At 55.6% G+C, this 17386-nt stretch carries 13 protein-coding genes; 6 read left to right on the forward strand and 7 right to left on the reverse strand.

Annotated elements, in window-relative coordinates; translation table 11 throughout:
- The first annotated feature begins 13 nt into the window (after positions 1–13).
- Both aceF and lpdA read left to right on the forward strand, forming a co-directional pair.
- A complete protein-coding gene (gene aceF / locus KGP22_RS03655) occupies positions 14–1909 on the forward strand; it encodes a pyruvate dehydrogenase complex dihydrolipoyllysine-residue acetyltransferase (protein ID WP_111964021.1) in 1896 nt (631 codons plus the stop codon).
- Positions 1910–2084: 175 nt separating this feature from the next.
- The gene (gene lpdA, locus KGP22_RS03660; protein ID WP_003856313.1) at positions 2085–3509 is read left to right on the forward strand and encodes a dihydrolipoyl dehydrogenase; all 1425 of its coding nucleotides are present in this window, start codon (positions 2085–2087) and stop codon (positions 3507–3509) included.
- Positions 3510–3561: 52 nt separating this feature from the next.
- Here the strand turns inward: lpdA and KGP22_RS03665 are convergent, their stop codons facing one another.
- Positions 3562–4353, reverse strand: a complete 792-nt coding sequence (locus KGP22_RS03665; RefSeq protein ID WP_223581258.1) for a DUF2950 family protein — start codon at positions 4351–4353, stop codon at positions 3562–3564.
- A 10-nt stretch (positions 4354–4363) separates the two neighbouring features.
- The gene (locus KGP22_RS03670; protein ID WP_223581264.1) at positions 4364–5923 is read right to left on the reverse strand and encodes a DUF3300 domain-containing protein; all 1560 of its coding nucleotides are present in this window, start codon (positions 5921–5923) and stop codon (positions 4364–4366) included.
- A 397-nt stretch (positions 5924–6320) separates the two neighbouring features.
- Between KGP22_RS03670 and acnB the strand changes: the two genes are divergently transcribed.
- On the forward strand, positions 6321–8918 hold the full coding sequence (gene acnB, locus KGP22_RS03675; protein ID WP_032645211.1) for a bifunctional aconitate hydratase 2/2-methylisocitrate dehydratase: 2598 nt from the start codon (positions 6321–6323) through the stop codon (positions 8916–8918).
- 190 nt (positions 8919–9108) lie between these two features.
- Positions 9109–9471, forward strand: coding sequence for a protein YacL (yacL, locus tag KGP22_RS03680; RefSeq protein ID WP_223581265.1), 363 nt, complete (start codon positions 9109–9111; stop codon positions 9469–9471).
- Between the two features lie 31 nt (positions 9472–9502).
- Here the strand turns inward: yacL and speD are convergent, their stop codons facing one another.
- From speD to KGP22_RS03695, 3 genes are all read right to left on the reverse strand, one after another.
- A complete protein-coding gene (speD, locus tag KGP22_RS03685) occupies positions 9503–10297 on the reverse strand; it encodes an adenosylmethionine decarboxylase (protein ID WP_008501953.1) in 795 nt (264 codons plus the stop codon).
- Positions 10298–11167: a polyamine aminopropyltransferase gene (speE, locus tag KGP22_RS03690; protein ID WP_039265690.1), complete on the reverse strand. Its 870-nt coding sequence runs from the start codon at positions 11165–11167 to the stop codon at positions 10298–10300.
- A gap of 114 nt (positions 11168–11281) precedes the next feature.
- Entirely contained in the window at positions 11282–11629 is a 348-nt protein-coding gene (locus tag KGP22_RS03695; protein WP_014882582.1) for a YacC family pilotin-like protein, read from the reverse strand.
- A gap of 145 nt (positions 11630–11774) precedes the next feature.
- Between KGP22_RS03695 and cueO the strand changes: the two genes are divergently transcribed.
- Positions 11775–13343, forward strand: a complete 1569-nt coding sequence (cueO, locus tag KGP22_RS03700; protein WP_223581266.1) for a multicopper oxidase CueO — start codon at positions 11775–11777, stop codon at positions 13341–13343.
- An 86-nt stretch (positions 13344–13429) separates the two neighbouring features.
- Here cueO and KGP22_RS03705 read toward each other — a convergent pair whose 3' ends face one another.
- Positions 13430–15820 (reverse strand): glucose/quinate/shikimate family membrane-bound PQQ-dependent dehydrogenase, encoded by a 2391-nt coding sequence (locus tag KGP22_RS03705; protein ID WP_115876424.1) that lies wholly within the window; start codon positions 15818–15820, stop codon positions 13430–13432.
- 208 nt (positions 15821–16028) lie between these two features.
- On the opposite strand from KGP22_RS03705, the gene hpt reads away from it, so the two are divergent.
- On the forward strand, positions 16029–16565 hold the full coding sequence (gene hpt / locus KGP22_RS03710) for a hypoxanthine phosphoribosyltransferase (protein WP_008501948.1): 537 nt from the start codon (positions 16029–16031) through the stop codon (positions 16563–16565).
- Positions 16566–16626: 61 nt separating this feature from the next.
- On the opposite strand, the gene can is transcribed toward hpt, so the two are convergent.
- Complete coding sequence (gene can, locus KGP22_RS03715; RefSeq protein ID WP_223581267.1) at positions 16627–17289, reverse strand: carbonate dehydratase; 663 nt, start codon at positions 17287–17289, stop codon at positions 16627–16629.
- Positions 17290–17386: the final 97 nt, after the last annotated feature.

The raw sequence follows: 17386 nt of genomic DNA on the forward strand, positions 1-17386 counted from the left end.
AGGTAAAAGAATAATGGCTATCGAAATCAATGTACCGGACATCGGGGCTGATGAAGTTGAAATCACCGAGATCCTGGTCAAAGTAGGCGACAAAGTTGAAGCTGAACAGTCGCTGATCACCGTAGAAGGCGACAAAGCCTCTATGGAAGTCCCGTCTCCTCAGGCTGGCATCGTTAAAGAGATCAAAGTCTCTGTTGGCGATAAAACCGAGACTGGCAAACTGATCATGATTTTCGATTCCGCCGACGGTGCAGCAGCTGCTGCACCTGCGCAGGAAGAGAAGAAAGCCGCTCCGGCCGCCGCTGCTCCAGCAGCTGCCGCAGCTGCAAAAGAAGTGAACGTGCCGGATATCGGTGGTGACGAAGTTGAAGTCACTGAGATCCTGGTGAAAGTGGGCGATACCGTTGCTGCCGAGCAGTCACTGATCACTGTAGAAGGCGACAAAGCCTCTATGGAAGTGCCGGCTCCGTTCGCGGGTACCGTTAAAGAGATCAAGATCAACACCGGCGACAAAGTGTCTACCGGCTCCCTGATCATGATCTTCGAAGTGGCGGGTGCTGCCCCTGCTGCCGCGCCTGCACAGGCCGCTGCTCCGGCTCCTGCCGCAGCACCAGCCGCTGCTGGCGGCGCGAAAGACGTTAACGTACCGGACATCGGCGGTGACGAAGTTGAAGTCACCGAAGTGATGGTGAAAGTGGGCGACAAAGTTGCCGCTGAACAGTCACTGATCACCGTTGAAGGCGACAAGGCTTCTATGGAAGTCCCTGCGCCATTCGCGGGTACCGTTAAAGAGATCAAAATCAGCACCGGCGACAAAGTGTCTACCGGCTCTCTGATCATGGTCTTCGAAGTGGAAGGCGCTGCGCCTGCCGCAGCTCCGGCTGCCGCGGCTGCTCCAGCACCGGCTGCTGCACCGGCTCAGGCTGCTAAACCAGCCGCTGCCCCTGCTGCAAAAGCAGAAAAATCAGAGTTCGCTGAAAACGACGCTTACGTCCACGCGACGCCGCTGATTCGTCGCCTGGCGCGCGAATTCGGTGTTAACCTGGCGAAAGTGAAAGGGACCGGCCGTAAGGGTCGTATCCTGCGCGAAGACGTTCAGACCTACGTGAAAGACGCGGTGAAACGCGCCGAAGCTGCACCAGCTGCAGCCGCTGGCGGCGGTATCCCGGGCATGCTGCCATGGCCGAAAGTGGACTTCAGCAAGTTCGGCGAAATCGAAGAAGTGGAGCTGGGCCGTATCCAGAAAATCTCTGGTGCGAACCTGAGCCGTAACTGGGTGATGATCCCGCACGTTACGCACTTCGACAAAACCGATATCACCGATCTGGAAGCGTTCCGTAAACAGCAGAACGCTGAAGCTGAGAAGCGTAAACTGGACGTGAAATTCACCCCAGTGGTCTTCATCATGAAAGCGGTTGCTGCGGCTCTGGAACAAATGCCACGCTTCAACAGCTCTCTGTCCGAAGACGGCCAGAAGCTGACGCTGAAGAAATACATCAATATCGGTGTTGCGGTTGATACGCCAAATGGTCTGGTTGTTCCGGTCTTCAAAGACGTGAACAAGAAGAGCATCACTGAGCTGTCCCGTGAACTGACCGTGATCTCCAAGAAAGCGCGTGACGGTAAGCTGACTGCCGGCGAAATGCAGGGCGGCTGCTTCACTATCTCCAGCATCGGCGGCCTGGGTACCACCCACTTCGCGCCGATTGTGAACGCGCCGGAAGTGGCTATCCTCGGTGTGTCTAAGTCCGCGATGGAGCCGGTGTGGAATGGCAAAGAGTTCGTACCGCGTCTGATGATGCCAATCTCTCTGTCCTTCGACCACCGCGTGATCGACGGTGCTGATGGTGCGCGCTTCATCACCATCATCAACAACATGCTGAGCGACATTCGCCGCCTGGTTATGTAATCGAAAAGCCGGCCAGTCGGCCGGCTTTTTTCTGATAATCTCATGGCGTTTGTGAGGTTATTGGCGAAAGCGACAATTCGTGAGCCGTTTGTTGTTTCAAAATTGTTAACAATTTTGTAAACTGCGGGCGGATAGAACGACCCGGTGGACGACGGGTATAAATTAAGAGGTCATGATGAGCACAGAAATCAAAACTCAGGTCGTAGTACTTGGGGCAGGCCCGGCAGGTTACTCCGCAGCATTCCGCGCAGCGGATTTAGGTCTGGAAACCGTCATCGTAGAGCGTTACAGCACCCTCGGCGGTGTTTGTCTGAACGTCGGCTGTATCCCTTCTAAAGCGCTGCTGCACGTAGCGAAAGTTATCGAAGAAGCCAAAGCGCTGGCTGAACACGGTATCGTCTTCGGCGAGCCGAAAACCGATATCGACAAAATTCGTACCTGGAAAGAGAAAGTTATCACTCAACTGACCGGCGGTCTGGCGGGTATGGCCAAAGGCCGTAAAGTGAAAGTGGTAAACGGTCTGGGTAAATTCACCGGTGCGAACACCCTGGAAGTGGAAGGCGAAAACGGCAAAACCGTGATCAACTTCGACAACGCGATCATCGCGGCAGGCTCTCGCCCAATCGAACTGCCATTCATCCCACATGAAGATCCACGCGTGTGGGATTCCACCGATGCGCTGGAGCTGAAAACCGTTCCTAAGCGTCTGCTGGTTATGGGCGGCGGTATCATCGGTCTGGAAATGGGTACCGTGTACCATGCGCTGGGTTCAGAGATCGACGTGGTTGAAATGTTCGACCAGGTTATCCCGGCTGCCGACAAAGACATCGTTAAAGTCTTCACCAAACGCATCAGCAAGAAATTCAACCTGATGCTGGAAACCAAAGTGACTGCCGTTGAAGCGAAAGAAGACGGTATTTACGTTTCCATGGAAGGCAAAAAAGCCCCATCCGAACCACAGCGTTACGACGCCGTGCTGGTGGCTATCGGTCGTGTACCGAACGGTAAAAACCTCGATGCGGGCAAAGCTGGCGTGGAAGTGGACGACCGTGGCTTCATCCGCGTTGACAAGCAGCTGCGCACTAACGTGCCGCACATCTTTGCTATCGGCGATATCGTCGGTCAGCCAATGCTGGCGCACAAAGGTGTTCACGAAGGTCACGTTGCCGCTGAAGTTATCGCCGGCATGAAGCACTACTTCGATCCGAAAGTGATCCCATCTATCGCGTACACCGAGCCAGAAGTGGCATGGGTTGGTCTGACTGAGAAAGAAGCGAAAGAGAAAGGCATCAGCTACGAAACCGCCACCTTCCCGTGGGCTGCTTCTGGCCGTGCTATCGCATCCGACTGCGCAGACGGTATGACCAAACTGATCTTCGACAAAGAGACTCACCGTGTGATCGGTGGTGCGATTGTCGGTACCAACGGCGGCGAGCTGCTGGGTGAAATCGGTCTGGCTATCGAAATGGGCTGTGACGCTGAAGACATCGCGCTGACCATCCACGCTCACCCGACTCTGCACGAGTCCGTGGGCCTGGCGGCAGAAGTGTTTGAAGGCAGCATCACCGACCTGCCAAACGCGAAAGCGAAGAAGAAATAAGTTTCTTCAGATGAAAAAAGCGGCCAATGGCCGCTTTTTTTATGCGCTGCGTTCAGGGGGCTACAGGCTGCCAGGTTTTATCAGGACTATAGGCGGCTAGCGCACGGGCTTTCTGCTCTGAATTGCTGCCGAGATCGGACTGGTACACCTTGTCGTCCTGGTTTATCAAAAAGCTCATGACGCCCGTCTGGCCGTAGCTGACCGGCCAGGCCACCATCGCGAAACCGTTATTATCCGGCAGGATGCGGAAGCGATAGCCGTGATAGCCGGTACCTGGCTCTTTTGGGCTAAATGCCGGTCCGAGCGGACTGGGCGCTTCGCCGGGGGAGGCGGGCCAGTACAAACCGTCTTTTTTCCCCTTCGAGCTGACAATCTTCTGCGCGTATTTCTGGTTCATCGCAAAGTAGCTTTGCTGCGCATCAACATAGGCATGTAAGGCTTCAATGGCGGCGAGTTCGTTACGCCCAATTTCGCGGGTCAGGATTTCTTCAGCCCCTTCTTTAATATCGAACTGCCAGCCTGCAGTGGTTTTGATCACCGGGATGGGAAGCTGCCAGCCGCTCTCTCCGACAACCAGATGCGCCGTATCCCCTTCGATAACGGTCTTATGACGGACTTTCCAGTCGCGCAGGAAGCGATCGACGGCATCAGGATCAACGCCTTCAGGGGGCAGAAAATCGCGCCAGTTCTCTCCAAGCAGATTGCTCATCGCGCTCTCATTTTGCTCACTGATGGCGTTGGCCAGCGCATCGGTCGCCCGATCGGGCGTGCTGAAGGACTGCTGCGCCATCACAGGGGCCGAAAGCATGAACAACACCATTCCGCTGAGTAGTTTACTTTTCATGTCGGTTCCCTTAGCGATGTCGAATTTCACGGCGTTCAGCGCGTCCACCAGACGCCTGACGCTGCTGCTGGCGAGCGGCAAGCTGCCTGCTTTGCGCACCACGCTGCTGCTGCGCCTGCCAGTTCGCGGAGCGGCTGTCGTTGCCGCTCAGCGCATTGGCCCGGGGCTGGCTGTTTCGCTGCTGCAGAGTGCGTTGCTGCGCGGGCTGCGAAACCACCCGTTTCTCTTGTCTCTGCGCGGTGGTCTGGCGATTTTCTCGCTGCTGCGTGGTGCTCCGCCTCGTCGTCTGCGGTTTGGTGTCGTAGCCACGGTAGTTATTGCGTTGGGAAATCTGCTTCAGCTGTTCACTTGAGGCCTGACGCTGAACATCTTTCGTGCCGGTGCGCGCCGTTTGGGGGAAGGTTTTACCCGTGGATTTCTCCATCTGGCTCAGGGCCGCCTGACGCTGGCTGTCCCGGTTAACCGGTTTTTGCTGCGTTGAACTGAGCCCTGTCGCCGTGCTGGTGGAGTGGAAGCGACTGTTGAGCTGGTTAGTCGGATAGGGCACGCCTTCCCGATAGGCCGGGTTGTGCTGCCAGGTACGGTTGGCGTCCGTCAGACGCTGTCCGCTGATTTTATTGAAGTTCTCAACGTTGATATTGATGTTGTTATCACCGTTGCGGTTATAGCCGCCGTGATTATCCCAGTCACCGTCATGATGGTGGTCCCAGTCATCGTCGTCATCCCAGTCGATATTGCTGAAAATGGCATAGGTTGTGGCAACGCCCAGGCTGAAACCTAAGCCGTTAACGAAGCTGTTGCCAAACTGCTCTCCGGGCGTGGGCGGGAGATAGGTGGGCGGATAGGCGGTATTTGGCCAGGTACCGTAAACCGTATTGGGGTTATAGGTGGGGACGTAAACGACCTGCGGATCCGCAGATTCAATTTTGATAACCGTAGGGGCGGGCGCAGACGTGGTTGTTGTTGCCTCGGTGGCACTGGTTTTCGCTGGTGATGGCTTTGTCACGGTGGTGACCGTCTGCTGAGGCGTGGATTGTAAAGCACCGGTCTTCTGTGCCAGCGCGCGCAGGCGCTGAACGGAATCCATTACGTCTTTAGGCTGCGCGAGAAACGCATCGCCCAGATTTTGTACCCACGGCGGGTTTTCACCCATCAGGGACATGAGCTGAGGAAACGCGACCAGCGATTTTACGCTGGGATCCCAGGGCTGGCTGGCAACGGCCTGAATCGCGGCGTCCCCTTCTATTTTAGGGTTGTCTTTTGACCACTGCGCCGCCTGAATCACGTTGGCCGGATAGGTCGACGCCATCAAAATTTGCGACAGCAGGGCGTCAGGGTAGAGCGCAATGGGGGCAACCCACTGATCGATTTGTGCGGCTGTGTAGGTTGGCGCGACAGCAGGGGCGGGCTGCGCTGCGGCAGGCGCGTCCGATGCAGCCGGCTGTTGTGCGACGGGGGCTGTCGCAGCGGGTTCCGTTGCGCGGCTTTTGACAAACATGACGCCCGAGGCGGCAAACAGCCCGGCACTGCACAGAAGGACGAGCAGATGTGGCTTAAAGGGCAACTTCATAAATGACTCCAACGAGACAAGCGCTGTGCCGTGAGGCGTTACGGTTGGCGTGAGTATTATTCACCCGCCTTTTACCGTTTTGACTTTTATTGGGAAGCGTCCGGTACGTCCGGATAAAGAGTGTGAGTATTTATTACACAATTATATCTGATGAAGGAAAACCTGAAGCGTCACGGTGCAGAAGAAACCGCAAATGATTGCCTAAATCCCCGCTACACCATGCTTAACGATTCAGCAAATTATTTAATGTTGCTTTTTTGTAAACGGATTAACACTGTGCAGAAATCCTGCTATGCTGCCCGACGCGGTATCGGGCATTTACCCTACAAACTGCTGTCTCACAGGAGCGTGAAGAGAACGCCCGCCGCATATGACAATGAGAGCGAGGAGAACCGTCGTGCTAGAAGAATACCGTAAGCACGTAGCAGAACGTGCCGCCGAGGGAATTGTACCCAAACCTTTAGATGCAACCCAAATGGCCGCGCTCGTCGAGCTGCTGAAGAACCCGCCTAAGGGCGAAGAAGAATTCCTGTTAGATCTGTTGATCAACCGCGTACCGCCTGGCGTAGATGAAGCTGCCTACGTAAAAGCCGGATTCCTTGCTGCTATCGCCAAAGGCGAAGCCACCTCCCCACTGGTTACTCCTGAAAAAGCCATTGAACTGCTCGGCACCATGCAGGGTGGTTACAACATTCATCCGCTGATTGACGCGCTGGATAACGACAAGCTGGCACCGATTGCCGCTAAAGCGCTCTCTTCTACGCTGCTGATGTTCGATAACTTCTACGATGTGGAAGAAAAAGCCAAAGCTGGCAACGTCTATGCGAAACAGGTGATGCAGTCCTGGGCTGATGCCGAATGGTTCCTGAACCGTCCAGCGCTGGCTGAAAAAATCACCGTTACCGTCTTCAAAGTAACCGGTGAAACCAACACCGATGACCTCTCTCCGGCACCGGACGCGTGGTCTCGCCCGGATATCCCTCTGCACGCCCTGGCGATGCTGAAAAACGCCCGTGAAGGCATTGAGCCGGATCAGCCGGGCAGCGTTGGCCCGATCAAACAGATCGAAGCCCTGCAGAAAAAAGGGTTCCCGCTGGCCTACGTGGGTGACGTTGTGGGTACCGGTTCTTCCCGTAAGTCCGCGACCAACTCCGTGCTGTGGTTCATGGGCGACGATATTCCGCACGTGCCAAACAAGCGCGGCGGCGGTCTGTGCCTCGGCGGTAAAATTGCGCCAATCTTCTTCAACACCATGGAAGATGCGGGCGCACTGCCGATCGAAGTGGACGTCTCTAACCTGAACATGGGCGACGTGATTGACGTTTACCCGTACAAAGGTGAAGTGCGTAACCACGAAACCAACGAACTGCTGGCAAGCTTTGAGCTGAAAACCGACGTGCTGATCGACGAAGTGCGTGCTGGTGGTCGTATTCCGCTGATCATCGGCCGTGGCCTGACCACCAAAGCGCGTGAAGCGCTGGGTCTGCCGCACAGTGATGTATTCCGTCACGCGAAAGACGTGGCGGAAAGCAATCGCGGTTACTCTCTGGCACAGAAAATGGTCGGTCGCGCCTGCGGCGTCGCCGGCGTTCGTCCTGGCGCATACTGCGAGCCGAAGATGACCTCCGTAGGTTCTCAGGACACCACTGGCCCAATGACCCGCGACGAACTGAAAGACCTGGCGTGCCTGGGCTTCTCTTCCGATCTGGTGATGCAGTCCTTCTGCCACACTGCGGCGTATCCGAAGCCGGTTGACGTGACCACGCACCACACGCTGCCAGACTTCATCATGAACCGCGGCGGTGTTTCCCTGCGTCCTGGTGACGGCGTAATCCACTCCTGGCTGAACCGTATGCTGCTGCCGGATACCGTGGGTACCGGCGGTGACTCCCATACCCGTTTCCCAATCGGTATCTCCTTCCCGGCGGGTTCCGGTCTGGTGGCGTTTGCTGCGGCGACCGGCGTAATGCCGCTGGATATGCCGGAATCAGTGCTGGTGCGCTTCAAAGGTAAAATGCAGCCGGGTATCACCCTGCGCGACCTGGTTCACGCGATCCCGCTGTATGCGATTAAACAGGGTCTGCTGACCGTTGAGAAGAAAGGGAAGAAAAACATCTTCTCTGGCCGTATCCTGGAAATTGAAGGTCTGCCGGATCTGAAAGTAGAGCAGGCGTTCGAGCTGACCGATGCCTCCGCCGAGCGTTCAGCCGCGGGCTGTACCATCAAGCTGAACAAAGAGCCGATCATTGAGTACCTGAACTCTAACATCGTGCTGCTGAAGTGGATGATTGCAGAAGGCTACGGCGACCGTCGTACGCTAGAGCGTCGTATCCAGGGCATGGAAAAATGGCTGGCCGATCCGCAACTGCTGGAAGCCGATGCCGACGCAGAGTACGCGGCGGTGATCGACATCGATCTGGCGGATATCAAAGAGCCAATCCTGTGTGCACCGAACGATCCGGACGACGCGCGTCCGCTGTCTGAAGTTCAGGGCGAGAAGATCGACGAAGTATTCATCGGATCCTGCATGACCAACATCGGTCACTTCCGCGCAGCCGGTAAGCTGCTGGATACCCACAAAGGACAGCTGCCAACCCGTCTGTGGGTGGCGCCGCCGACCCGTATGGACGCGGCTCAGCTGACCGAAGAGGGATACTACAGCGTGTTTGGTAAGAGCGGTGCACGTATCGAAATTCCTGGCTGTTCCCTGTGTATGGGTAACCAGGCGCGCGTAGCCGACGGCGCGACGGTGGTCTCCACCTCGACCCGTAACTTCCCGAACCGTTTAGGTACCGGTGCGAACGTATTCCTGGCTTCTGCTGAGCTGGCGGCGGTTGCGGCGCTGATTGGCAAACTGCCAACGCCGGAAGAGTACCAGACCTTCGTGGCTCAGGTGGATAAGACTGCGGTTGATACCTACCGCTATCTGAACTTCGACCAGCTCTCTCAGTACACCGAGAAGGCTGACGGGGTTATCTTCCAGACGGCAGTATAAACAGCAAAACCGTCTCCACGAGACGGTTTTTAGTGTTTGCACCCTCTCCTGTGGGAGAGGGACGGGGTGAGGGCATCAGGCCGCAGGGTCTTGCTCTCACCTTTTTATTTTCATTCCTCCCACCTCTCACGCTTTTTTTCTTCCTCGCTGCTGCGATAATTACCTTAATGGCTTTGCAGAGGAAAACACTATGGATTACGAATTTCTGCGCGACATCACCGGAGTGGTGAAAGTGCGTATGTCGATGGGCCACGAAGCCGTTGGACACTGGTTTAACGAAGAGGTGAAAGAAAACCTCGCACTTCTTGATGAGGTTGAACAGGCGGCAAATACGGTAAAAGGCAGTGAACGATCCTGGCAGCGCGCCGGGCATGAATATACGCTGTGGATGGATGGTGAAGAGGTCATGGTGCGTGCCAACCAGCTCGAGTTTTCAGGTGACGAGATGGAAGTGGGGATGAGCTACTATGACGAAGAGAGCCTGTCGATGTGTGGCGTAGAAGACTTCCTTCAGGTGGTGAACGCATACCGTGATTTCATGAAACAGAAATAACAGCCCGGAGCATCCCTGCTCCGGCTTGTTCTTACACGGCCGGAATATTGCGGCCATAGTAAATCTCGCGCATCTCTTTCCAGAGCAGGTCAGTAATCGCCTTACGCTCTTCTTCGCTCAAATCTTCCGGCTTCGTGTGGAACATATAGTGCTTAAGGTCGAACTCCTTAAGTAACATTTTGGTATGGAAGATGTTTTCCTGATACACGTTGACGTCCATCATGTCGTACAGCGATTTCATGTCCTCGGACATAAAGTTCTGTATGGAGTTGATCTCGTGGTCGATGAAGTGCTTCATGCCGTTGACGTCACGAGTAAAACCGCGCACGCGATAATCAATCGTGACGATATCCGATTCCAGCTGGTGGATGAGATAGTTCAGCGCGTTCAGCGGGGAAATCACGCCGCAGGTCGACACTTCAATATCGGCGCGGAACGTACACAGCCCACCTTCCGGGTGACTCTCCGGGTAGGTATGGACGCAGATATGGCTTTTATCCAGGTGGGCAACAACCACTTCCGGCAGCGGGCCCGGATGTTCCGTTTTGTCGATAAGCTTCGGGTCAACCGGCTCTTCGCTGACCAGAATGGTCACGCTCGCGCCCTGGGGTTCATAATCCTGTCGGGCGATATTCAGGATATTTGCGCCGATAATGGAACAGGTTTCTGACAGGATCTCGGTCAGACGGTTGGCGTTGTAGAGTTCGTCGATATAGGCGATGTAACCATCGCGTTCTTCCGCTGTTTTGGCATAGCAGATATCGTAAATACAAAAACTCAGGCTTTTGGTCAGATTGTTAAAGCCATGCAGTTTAAGCTTTTTCAATTAGCTCACCCCCTTAGTGGATAATGCGTCTTGCAGGTACTGCGGCAGAGCAAACGCTGCGGTATGAATAGCCGGATTGTAGTATCGGCACTGAAGACCTGCCTGATGGAAGCGGGCCTGAATAATTTCGGTGGAGAGATGGCGTAATACGTCGTTATCCGTTGCCCAGGCAAAGGTCATGATCCCGCCGTAGTACGTCGGAATGGCCGCCTGATAGAAGCTGACATCCTCGAAATAGGTGCTGAGCTTGCGATGGCTGTCCAGCGCTTCATCCTGCTGCAGGAAGCAGACGCCGTTTTGTGCGACGAAGATCCCGCCCGGGTTCAGGCAGCGCTTGCAGCCTTCGTAGAACGAGGAAGTGAACAGCGACGCGCCTGGGCCAATAGGGTCGGTGCAGTCGGAGATAATCACGTCAAAGGTCTGCGAGGTCTGGTTAACAAAGTTAACGCCGTCGTCAATCACCAGGCTAAAGCGGGGATCGTCATAGCTGCCGGCATTGTGGTTGGGCAGGTACTGGCGGCAGAAAGAGACGACGCCCGCATCGATTTCCACCATGGTGATGGTTTCAATGGAACGATGGCGGGACACTTCACGCAGCATTGCGCCGTCGCCGCCGCCGATAATCAGAACATGCTTCGCGTGACCGTGCGCCAGGAGCGGGACGTGGGTCATCATTTCATGATAAATAAACTCGTCGCGCTCGGTGGTTTGCACCACGCCGTCCAGCGCCATCACGCGGCCAAAGGCAGCATTTTCGAAGATGATCAGATCCTGGTGATCGGTTTTCTCATGATAGAGCACGTTATCAACGGCAAAGTACTGACCAAACTGGTCATGCAATGTTTCATGCCACAACGTGTGGTCGGCCATAGCGAACTCCTCCTGTGTAAACATCCGTTACGCTCGCAAAAAATGAGCGAAACATGATAGCTAACTCTAACCGTGGTTGCACGGCCAGAGGTTCAACAGGAGGCGTCGGGAAGGTTATTTAACGTAGGCGAGCAGGCTGAGTGAGTCGCGAGCCAGCGCTTTGCATTTTTTAGCAGTGGGAATGCCAATACCGCTTAAGTCACGGTAGCTGTCTTCGCCGAGCGCCTTCATGTCGAAGCTGTCGTAGTTGCTGAGATCCCACTGGTTCTGCTGGGCAAAAAAGACCAGCGCGCGGCGAATCTGCCCGTTGGGTAAATTCTGGTAGCCACAATCATTTTTCAGGAATACAAAAACCGCCGTTAAATCGGCCATATCTTCCGCTTCATTTTCACTTAGCGCATAGCTGTTCGCACACATTGCCATCAGGCTACCGAACAAAATTGTCCTGAAAAACGTCTTCATTGCTTCTACCACTTCTTCACGGAAAATTAACGTTAGCATACTTGATGCCAGTGCGACGATCTTTATTATTGCCGCTTTACTTGACCTTCCGGTAAGGGGAGGGTTTATGCTCAAAAGATCGCCTGCTGGAAATAAGGAAATGAACATGCAACGTCGTGATTTTTTAAAATATTCCGCTGTGCTGGGGGCTGCCAGCGCATTACCTCTCTGGAGCCGCGCGGTTTTCGCGGCCGACAGGCCAGCCTTACCCATTCCTGATTTAGTGACCGCTGATGCGCGAAGCCGTATCCAGCTTGTGGTTCAGGCCGGTAACACGACGTTCGGCGAGCACAACGCTACGACGTGGGGCTATAACGGTAATTTGCTCGGTCCGGCGCTTCAGCTGCGTAAAGGGAAAGCGGTGACGGTGGATATCCACAACACGCTCGCTGAAGAGACGACGCTGCACTGGCACGGGCTGGAAGTGCCGGGAGAGGTGGACGGCGGGCCGCAGGGCATCATCAAAGCGGGCGGTTCGCGCAGCGTCACCTTTACGCCCGACCAGCGCGCGGCGACCTGCTGGTTCCATCCGCATCAGCATGGTAAAACGGGCCATCAGGTGGCGATGGGGCTGGCGGGGCTGGTGCTGATTGAAGACGACGAAAGCCGCCTGCTGCGCTTGCCGAAGCAGTGGGGCATCGACGATGTGCCGGTGATTGTGCAGGACAAGAAATTCACCGCTGACGGGCAAATTGACTACCAGCTGGACGTGATGAGCGCGGCGGTAGGCTGGTTTGGCGACACGCTGCTGACCAACGGCGCCATTTATCCTCAGCACGCCGCGCCGAAGGGCTGGCTGCGCCTGCGTCTGCTTAACGGCTGTAACGCGCGTTCCCTCAACTTCGCCACCAGCGATAAGCGTCCGCTGTACGTGGTCGCCAGTGACGGCGGCCTGCTACCGGAGCCGGTGAAATTGAGTGAGCTGCCGATGCTGATGGGCGAACGCTTTGAGGTGCTGGTGGACATCAGCGACGGCAAGGCGTTTGACCTCGTGACGCTGCCGGTTAGCCAGATGGGGATGGCGGTCGCGCCGTTTGACAAGCCGCACCCGGTGCTGCGTATCCAGCCTTTACCGGTGACCGCTTCCGGCACGCTCCCTGATACGTTAACCACTATGCCAGCACTTCCGTCGCTTGATGGGCTTACGCAACGCAAGCTGCAGCTCTCTATGAACCCGATGCTCGATATGATGGGCATGCAGGCGCTGATGGCGAAATATGGCGATAAGGCGATGGCGGGAATGCATCACGGGCAGATGATGGGCCATATGAATATGGACCATGGAAAAATGGGCGGCATGGGGAACATGAATCACGGCGACCATGGCTTTGATTTCCACAACGCCAATATGATCAACGGCAAGGCGTTCGATATGAATACGCCGATGTTTGCTGCGACAAAGGGCCAGTTTGAGCGCTGGGTGATTTCAGGCGAAGGGGACATGATGCTGCATCCGTTCCATATCCACGGCACCCAGTTCCGCATTCTCTCTGAGAACGGTAAAGCGCCGGACGCGCATCGCGCGGGCTGGAAGGATACGGTGAAGGTGGAGGGCGGCGTCAGCGAGGTGCTGGTGAAGTTTGACCACGACGCGCCGAGGGAGTTTGCCTACATGGCGCACTGCCATCTGCTGGAACATGAAGATACGGGGATGATGCTGGGCTTTACCGTATAAAAAAAGCCGGGTGGCGGCTTCGCCTTACCCGGCCTACATAGCGTATCCATAGGCCCGGTAAGCGTAAGCGCCACCGGGCTTTTCAGTTACTTGTTTTCGTCAGGCAGCGCATACGCGACAATATAGTCGCCCATCTTCGTGCCAAACGAACCGTGACCGCCCGCAGAGATGACAACGTACTGCTTGCCATTCACTTCATAGGTCATCGGCGTGGCTTGTCCACCCGCTGGCAGACGGCCTTGCCACAGTTTCTCACCGTTGGTCATGTTGTACGCGCGCAGGTAGTTATCTGCGGTTGCCGCGATGAACAGCACGTTACCGGCGGTGGAAATTGGGCCACCCAGCATTGGCATACCCATATTGAACGGCACCGGAACCGGCATCGGGAACGGCATGCTGTCCTGTGGCGTACCAATACGTTTTTTCCACACGATCTGGTTAGTTTTCAGATCCAGACCGGAGATGTAACCCCAGGCAGGCTGTTTACACGGCAGACCAAACGGAGACAGGAACGGGTTCAGCGTTACGCCGAACGGTACGCCGTACTGCGGCTGAATGCCGGCTTCGGTACCGCTGCCTTTCGCGTCTTTCGGCTGTTCCATTGGGTTGCCCGGACCGCGTGGGATCAGACGGGAAACGAACGGCAGCGCCATCGGGTTGGCAATTGCCACCTGACGGTTAGGATCAACGGAGATCCCGCCCCACTCGAACATCCCCAGGTTACCCGGGAAGACCAGCGTGCCCTGCTCAGAAGGCGGCGTGAAGATGCCTTCATAGCGCAGCTGATGGAACATCACGCGGCACACCAGCTGGTCAAACATCGTGGCGCCCCACATGTCTGCCCCGCTGAGGTCTTTCTTCGGACGGAAGCTCAGATCGGAGAACGGCTGGGTTTTGCTGACGTAGTCGCCTTTCGCCGCACCCTGCGGTACCGGTTTTTCCGGGGCAGGCACAACCAGCTTGCCGTTGCTGCGATCCAGCACGAAGATGTTGCCGGTTTTGGCCGGGGCGTAAATCACCGGCACGGTTTTGCCGTTAACGGTAATGTCCGCCAGCGTTGGCTGGGACGGCATATCCATATCCCACAGATCGTGGTGTACGGTCTGATAGCTCCAGGCCAGCTTACCGGTGGTCGCGTTCAACGCCACGATAGCGCTGGCATAACGTTCCTGCTCCGGCGTGCGGTTACCGCCCCAGATATCTGGCGTAGTAACGCCCATTGGCAGGTAGACCAGGTCCAGCTTCGCGTCATACGCCGCTGGTGCCCAGGAGTTTGGCGAGTTAAAGGTAAAGGTGTGTTCGTCCGACGGGATCGCGTTCGGATCTTTCGCGCCCGGGTCGAAGGCCCACAGCAGTTTACCGGTATTCACGTCGAAACCACGGATAACGCCGGAGGTTTCACGCGTGGAGAAGTTATCCGTTACCGAACCGGCAATCACGATGGTTTTATCGGTGATGATTGGCGGTGAGGTTGGCTCATACAGACCCGGCGTGGTGTCAGGCATGTTGGTCTGCAGATTCAGGATACCTTTGTTGGCAAAGGTTTCGCACAGCTTGCCCGTTTCGGCATTGATGGCGAACAGGCGACCATCGTTGACCGGCAGCATGATGCGGCGAGGACAGTCGGCAATGACTTCCGGGCTCGCATTATCCGGGCGCGCTTCGTGGTAAGAGACGCCACGGCAGGTCACGTGCTGGAAGGACGGGTTGGAGTTCAGCTGCGGATCGAAGTGCCATTTCTCTTTACCGGTGGCCGCGTCGAGCGCGAACAGACGCTGGTGCGCCGTACACAGATAAAGCATATCGCCGACTTTAATTGGCGTCACTTCGTTGGTCAGTTCACCCGGATCGTTCGGCATCTTCAGGTCGCCGGTACGGAATACCCAGGCTTCTTTCAGGTTTTTAACGTTGTCCGCGTTGATCTGCTTCAGCGGGGAGTAACGCTGGCCTTCCTGGTTACGACCATAGGCAGGCCAGTCGCCGTCAGCGACCTGAGAGATCGCCGCCGCAGGCGTCGATTCTGCGTTCAGCGTACCGTTGATCTCTTGCGGGTCGTTAAAGCCGGCCCAGGTCAGGATACCGCCGCTGATCAGCAGGGCTACTACCAGCGCCGCAACGGCACCGCTGGACGGCACGATCAGGCGACGCCAGACAAACGGCAGGATCAGCCATATACCGAAGAAGACCAGAATATCGCTGCGCGGCGTCAGCGCCCAGAAGTCAAAGCCGACTTCCCAGACGCCCCAGATCATGGTGGCAAGAAGGAATGCGGCATACAGCCACAGTGCGGATTGTTTTCTACGCAACAGCAGGACGGTTACGGCAACCATCACCAGGCCCGCAATCGGGTAGTACCAGGAGCCGCCTAAAGCGACCAGCCAGACGCCACCGATTAACAGATACAGCGCGCAGAAGGCTGCGAACGCTGCTGTTAATGTCACCAGTAGACGCGGCTGTTTAGAGTTTGTTTCAGCCATAGAAAGTGTACTCGTCAGTTTTTGTTAATAATTTGCTAGCAACTAATTATAGGTATTAACAAGTGTGATCGGAATCACAATATTTGCTTTTTATAACTCATACGCCAGGCTTATCCATTTGCTGATATAATGAGGGGCTTGCGTATCAGTGCTGGATATTAACTCATCCGTATTGAGAGATTTTCATTAAAATCATTTGGTTAGTAATATGAAACATACTGTTGAAGTGATGATCCCGGAAGCCGAGATCAAAGCGCGTATCGCCGAACTGGGTCGTCAAATCACCGAACATTACAAGGACAGCGGCAGCGAAATGGTGCTGGTCGGTCTGTTGCGTGGCTCTTTCATGTTCATGGCAGACCTGTGCCGTGAAGTGCATGTGCCCCACGAAGTCGATTTTATGACCGCCTCCAGCTACGGCAGCGGCATGTCCACCACCCGTGATGTGAAAATCCTGAAAGACCTGGATGAAGATATTCGTGGCAAAGATGTGTTGATCGTTGAAGACATTATCGACTCCGGCAACACGCTGTCAAAAGTGCGCGAGATCCTGAGCCTGCGTGAGCCAAAATCGCTGGCGATTTGCACCCTGCTGGATAAGCCTGACCGCCGTGAAGTGCAGGTGCCGGTAGAGTTCGTGGGTTTCTCAATTCCTGACGAATTCGTCGTCGGTTACGGCATTGACTACGCGCAGCGTTATCGCCATCTGCCGTATGTTGGGAAAGTGGTATTGCTGGACGAGTAATTGCGGGCTGATGCCCTCACCCCGGCCCTCTCCCGCAGGGAGAGGGAGAACATCCCCGGCTTTATTTATGATTCACATGCTTAAGCTGAAGGTTGGCAATCCCAGAACGGTAACGCTGCTCCAGCGTTTCGCGGTTGGTGGCAGTCACTTCCAGATTGCGCAGCAGACCATCGTGAATTCCGTACGCCCAGCCGTGGATAGAGACCTTCTGCCCGCGTTTCCACGCTGATTGCATGATCGTTGAGTGGCCCAGGTTATACACCTGCTCCATCACGTTGAGTTCGCAAAGGGTATCCATGCGACGCTCCTGCGGCATTTCACCCAGCAGTGAGCTATGTTTGAACCAGATATCGCGGATGTGCAGTAGCCAGTTATCAATGAGCCCCAGTTCCGTGTTTTCAACCGCCGCCTGCACGCCGCCGCAGCCGTAATGGCCGCAAATGATGATGTGCTCGACTTGCAGAACGTCAACGGCATACTGAACAACAGAAAGACAGTTGAGATCGGTGTGAATCACCAGATTGGCAACGTTGCGGTGAACGAACAGTTCGCCGGACTCAAGGCCTGTCAGGCGCTCCGCCGGTACGCGGCTGTCGGAGCATCCAATCCAGAGAAAGCGTGGGTTTTGCGCCTGCGCGAGTTTTCCAAAAAATCCGGGGTCTTCCTCCACCAGCATTTTTGACCATAGTGCATTGTTGCTGATGAGTGTATCTATGTTGTTCATGGAGGTTAGCGACCTGTAACCGAGTAATTGCGTTGCGCTACTATAGGGTAACCCGACTTTTAATGAAACCACACAACGTGTGTCAGAACTGAAGGTA

It is taken from the genome of Enterobacter sp. JBIWA005, assembly GCF_019968805.1.
Lineage (GTDB): Bacteria > Pseudomonadota > Gammaproteobacteria > Enterobacterales > Enterobacteriaceae > Enterobacter > Enterobacter vonholyi.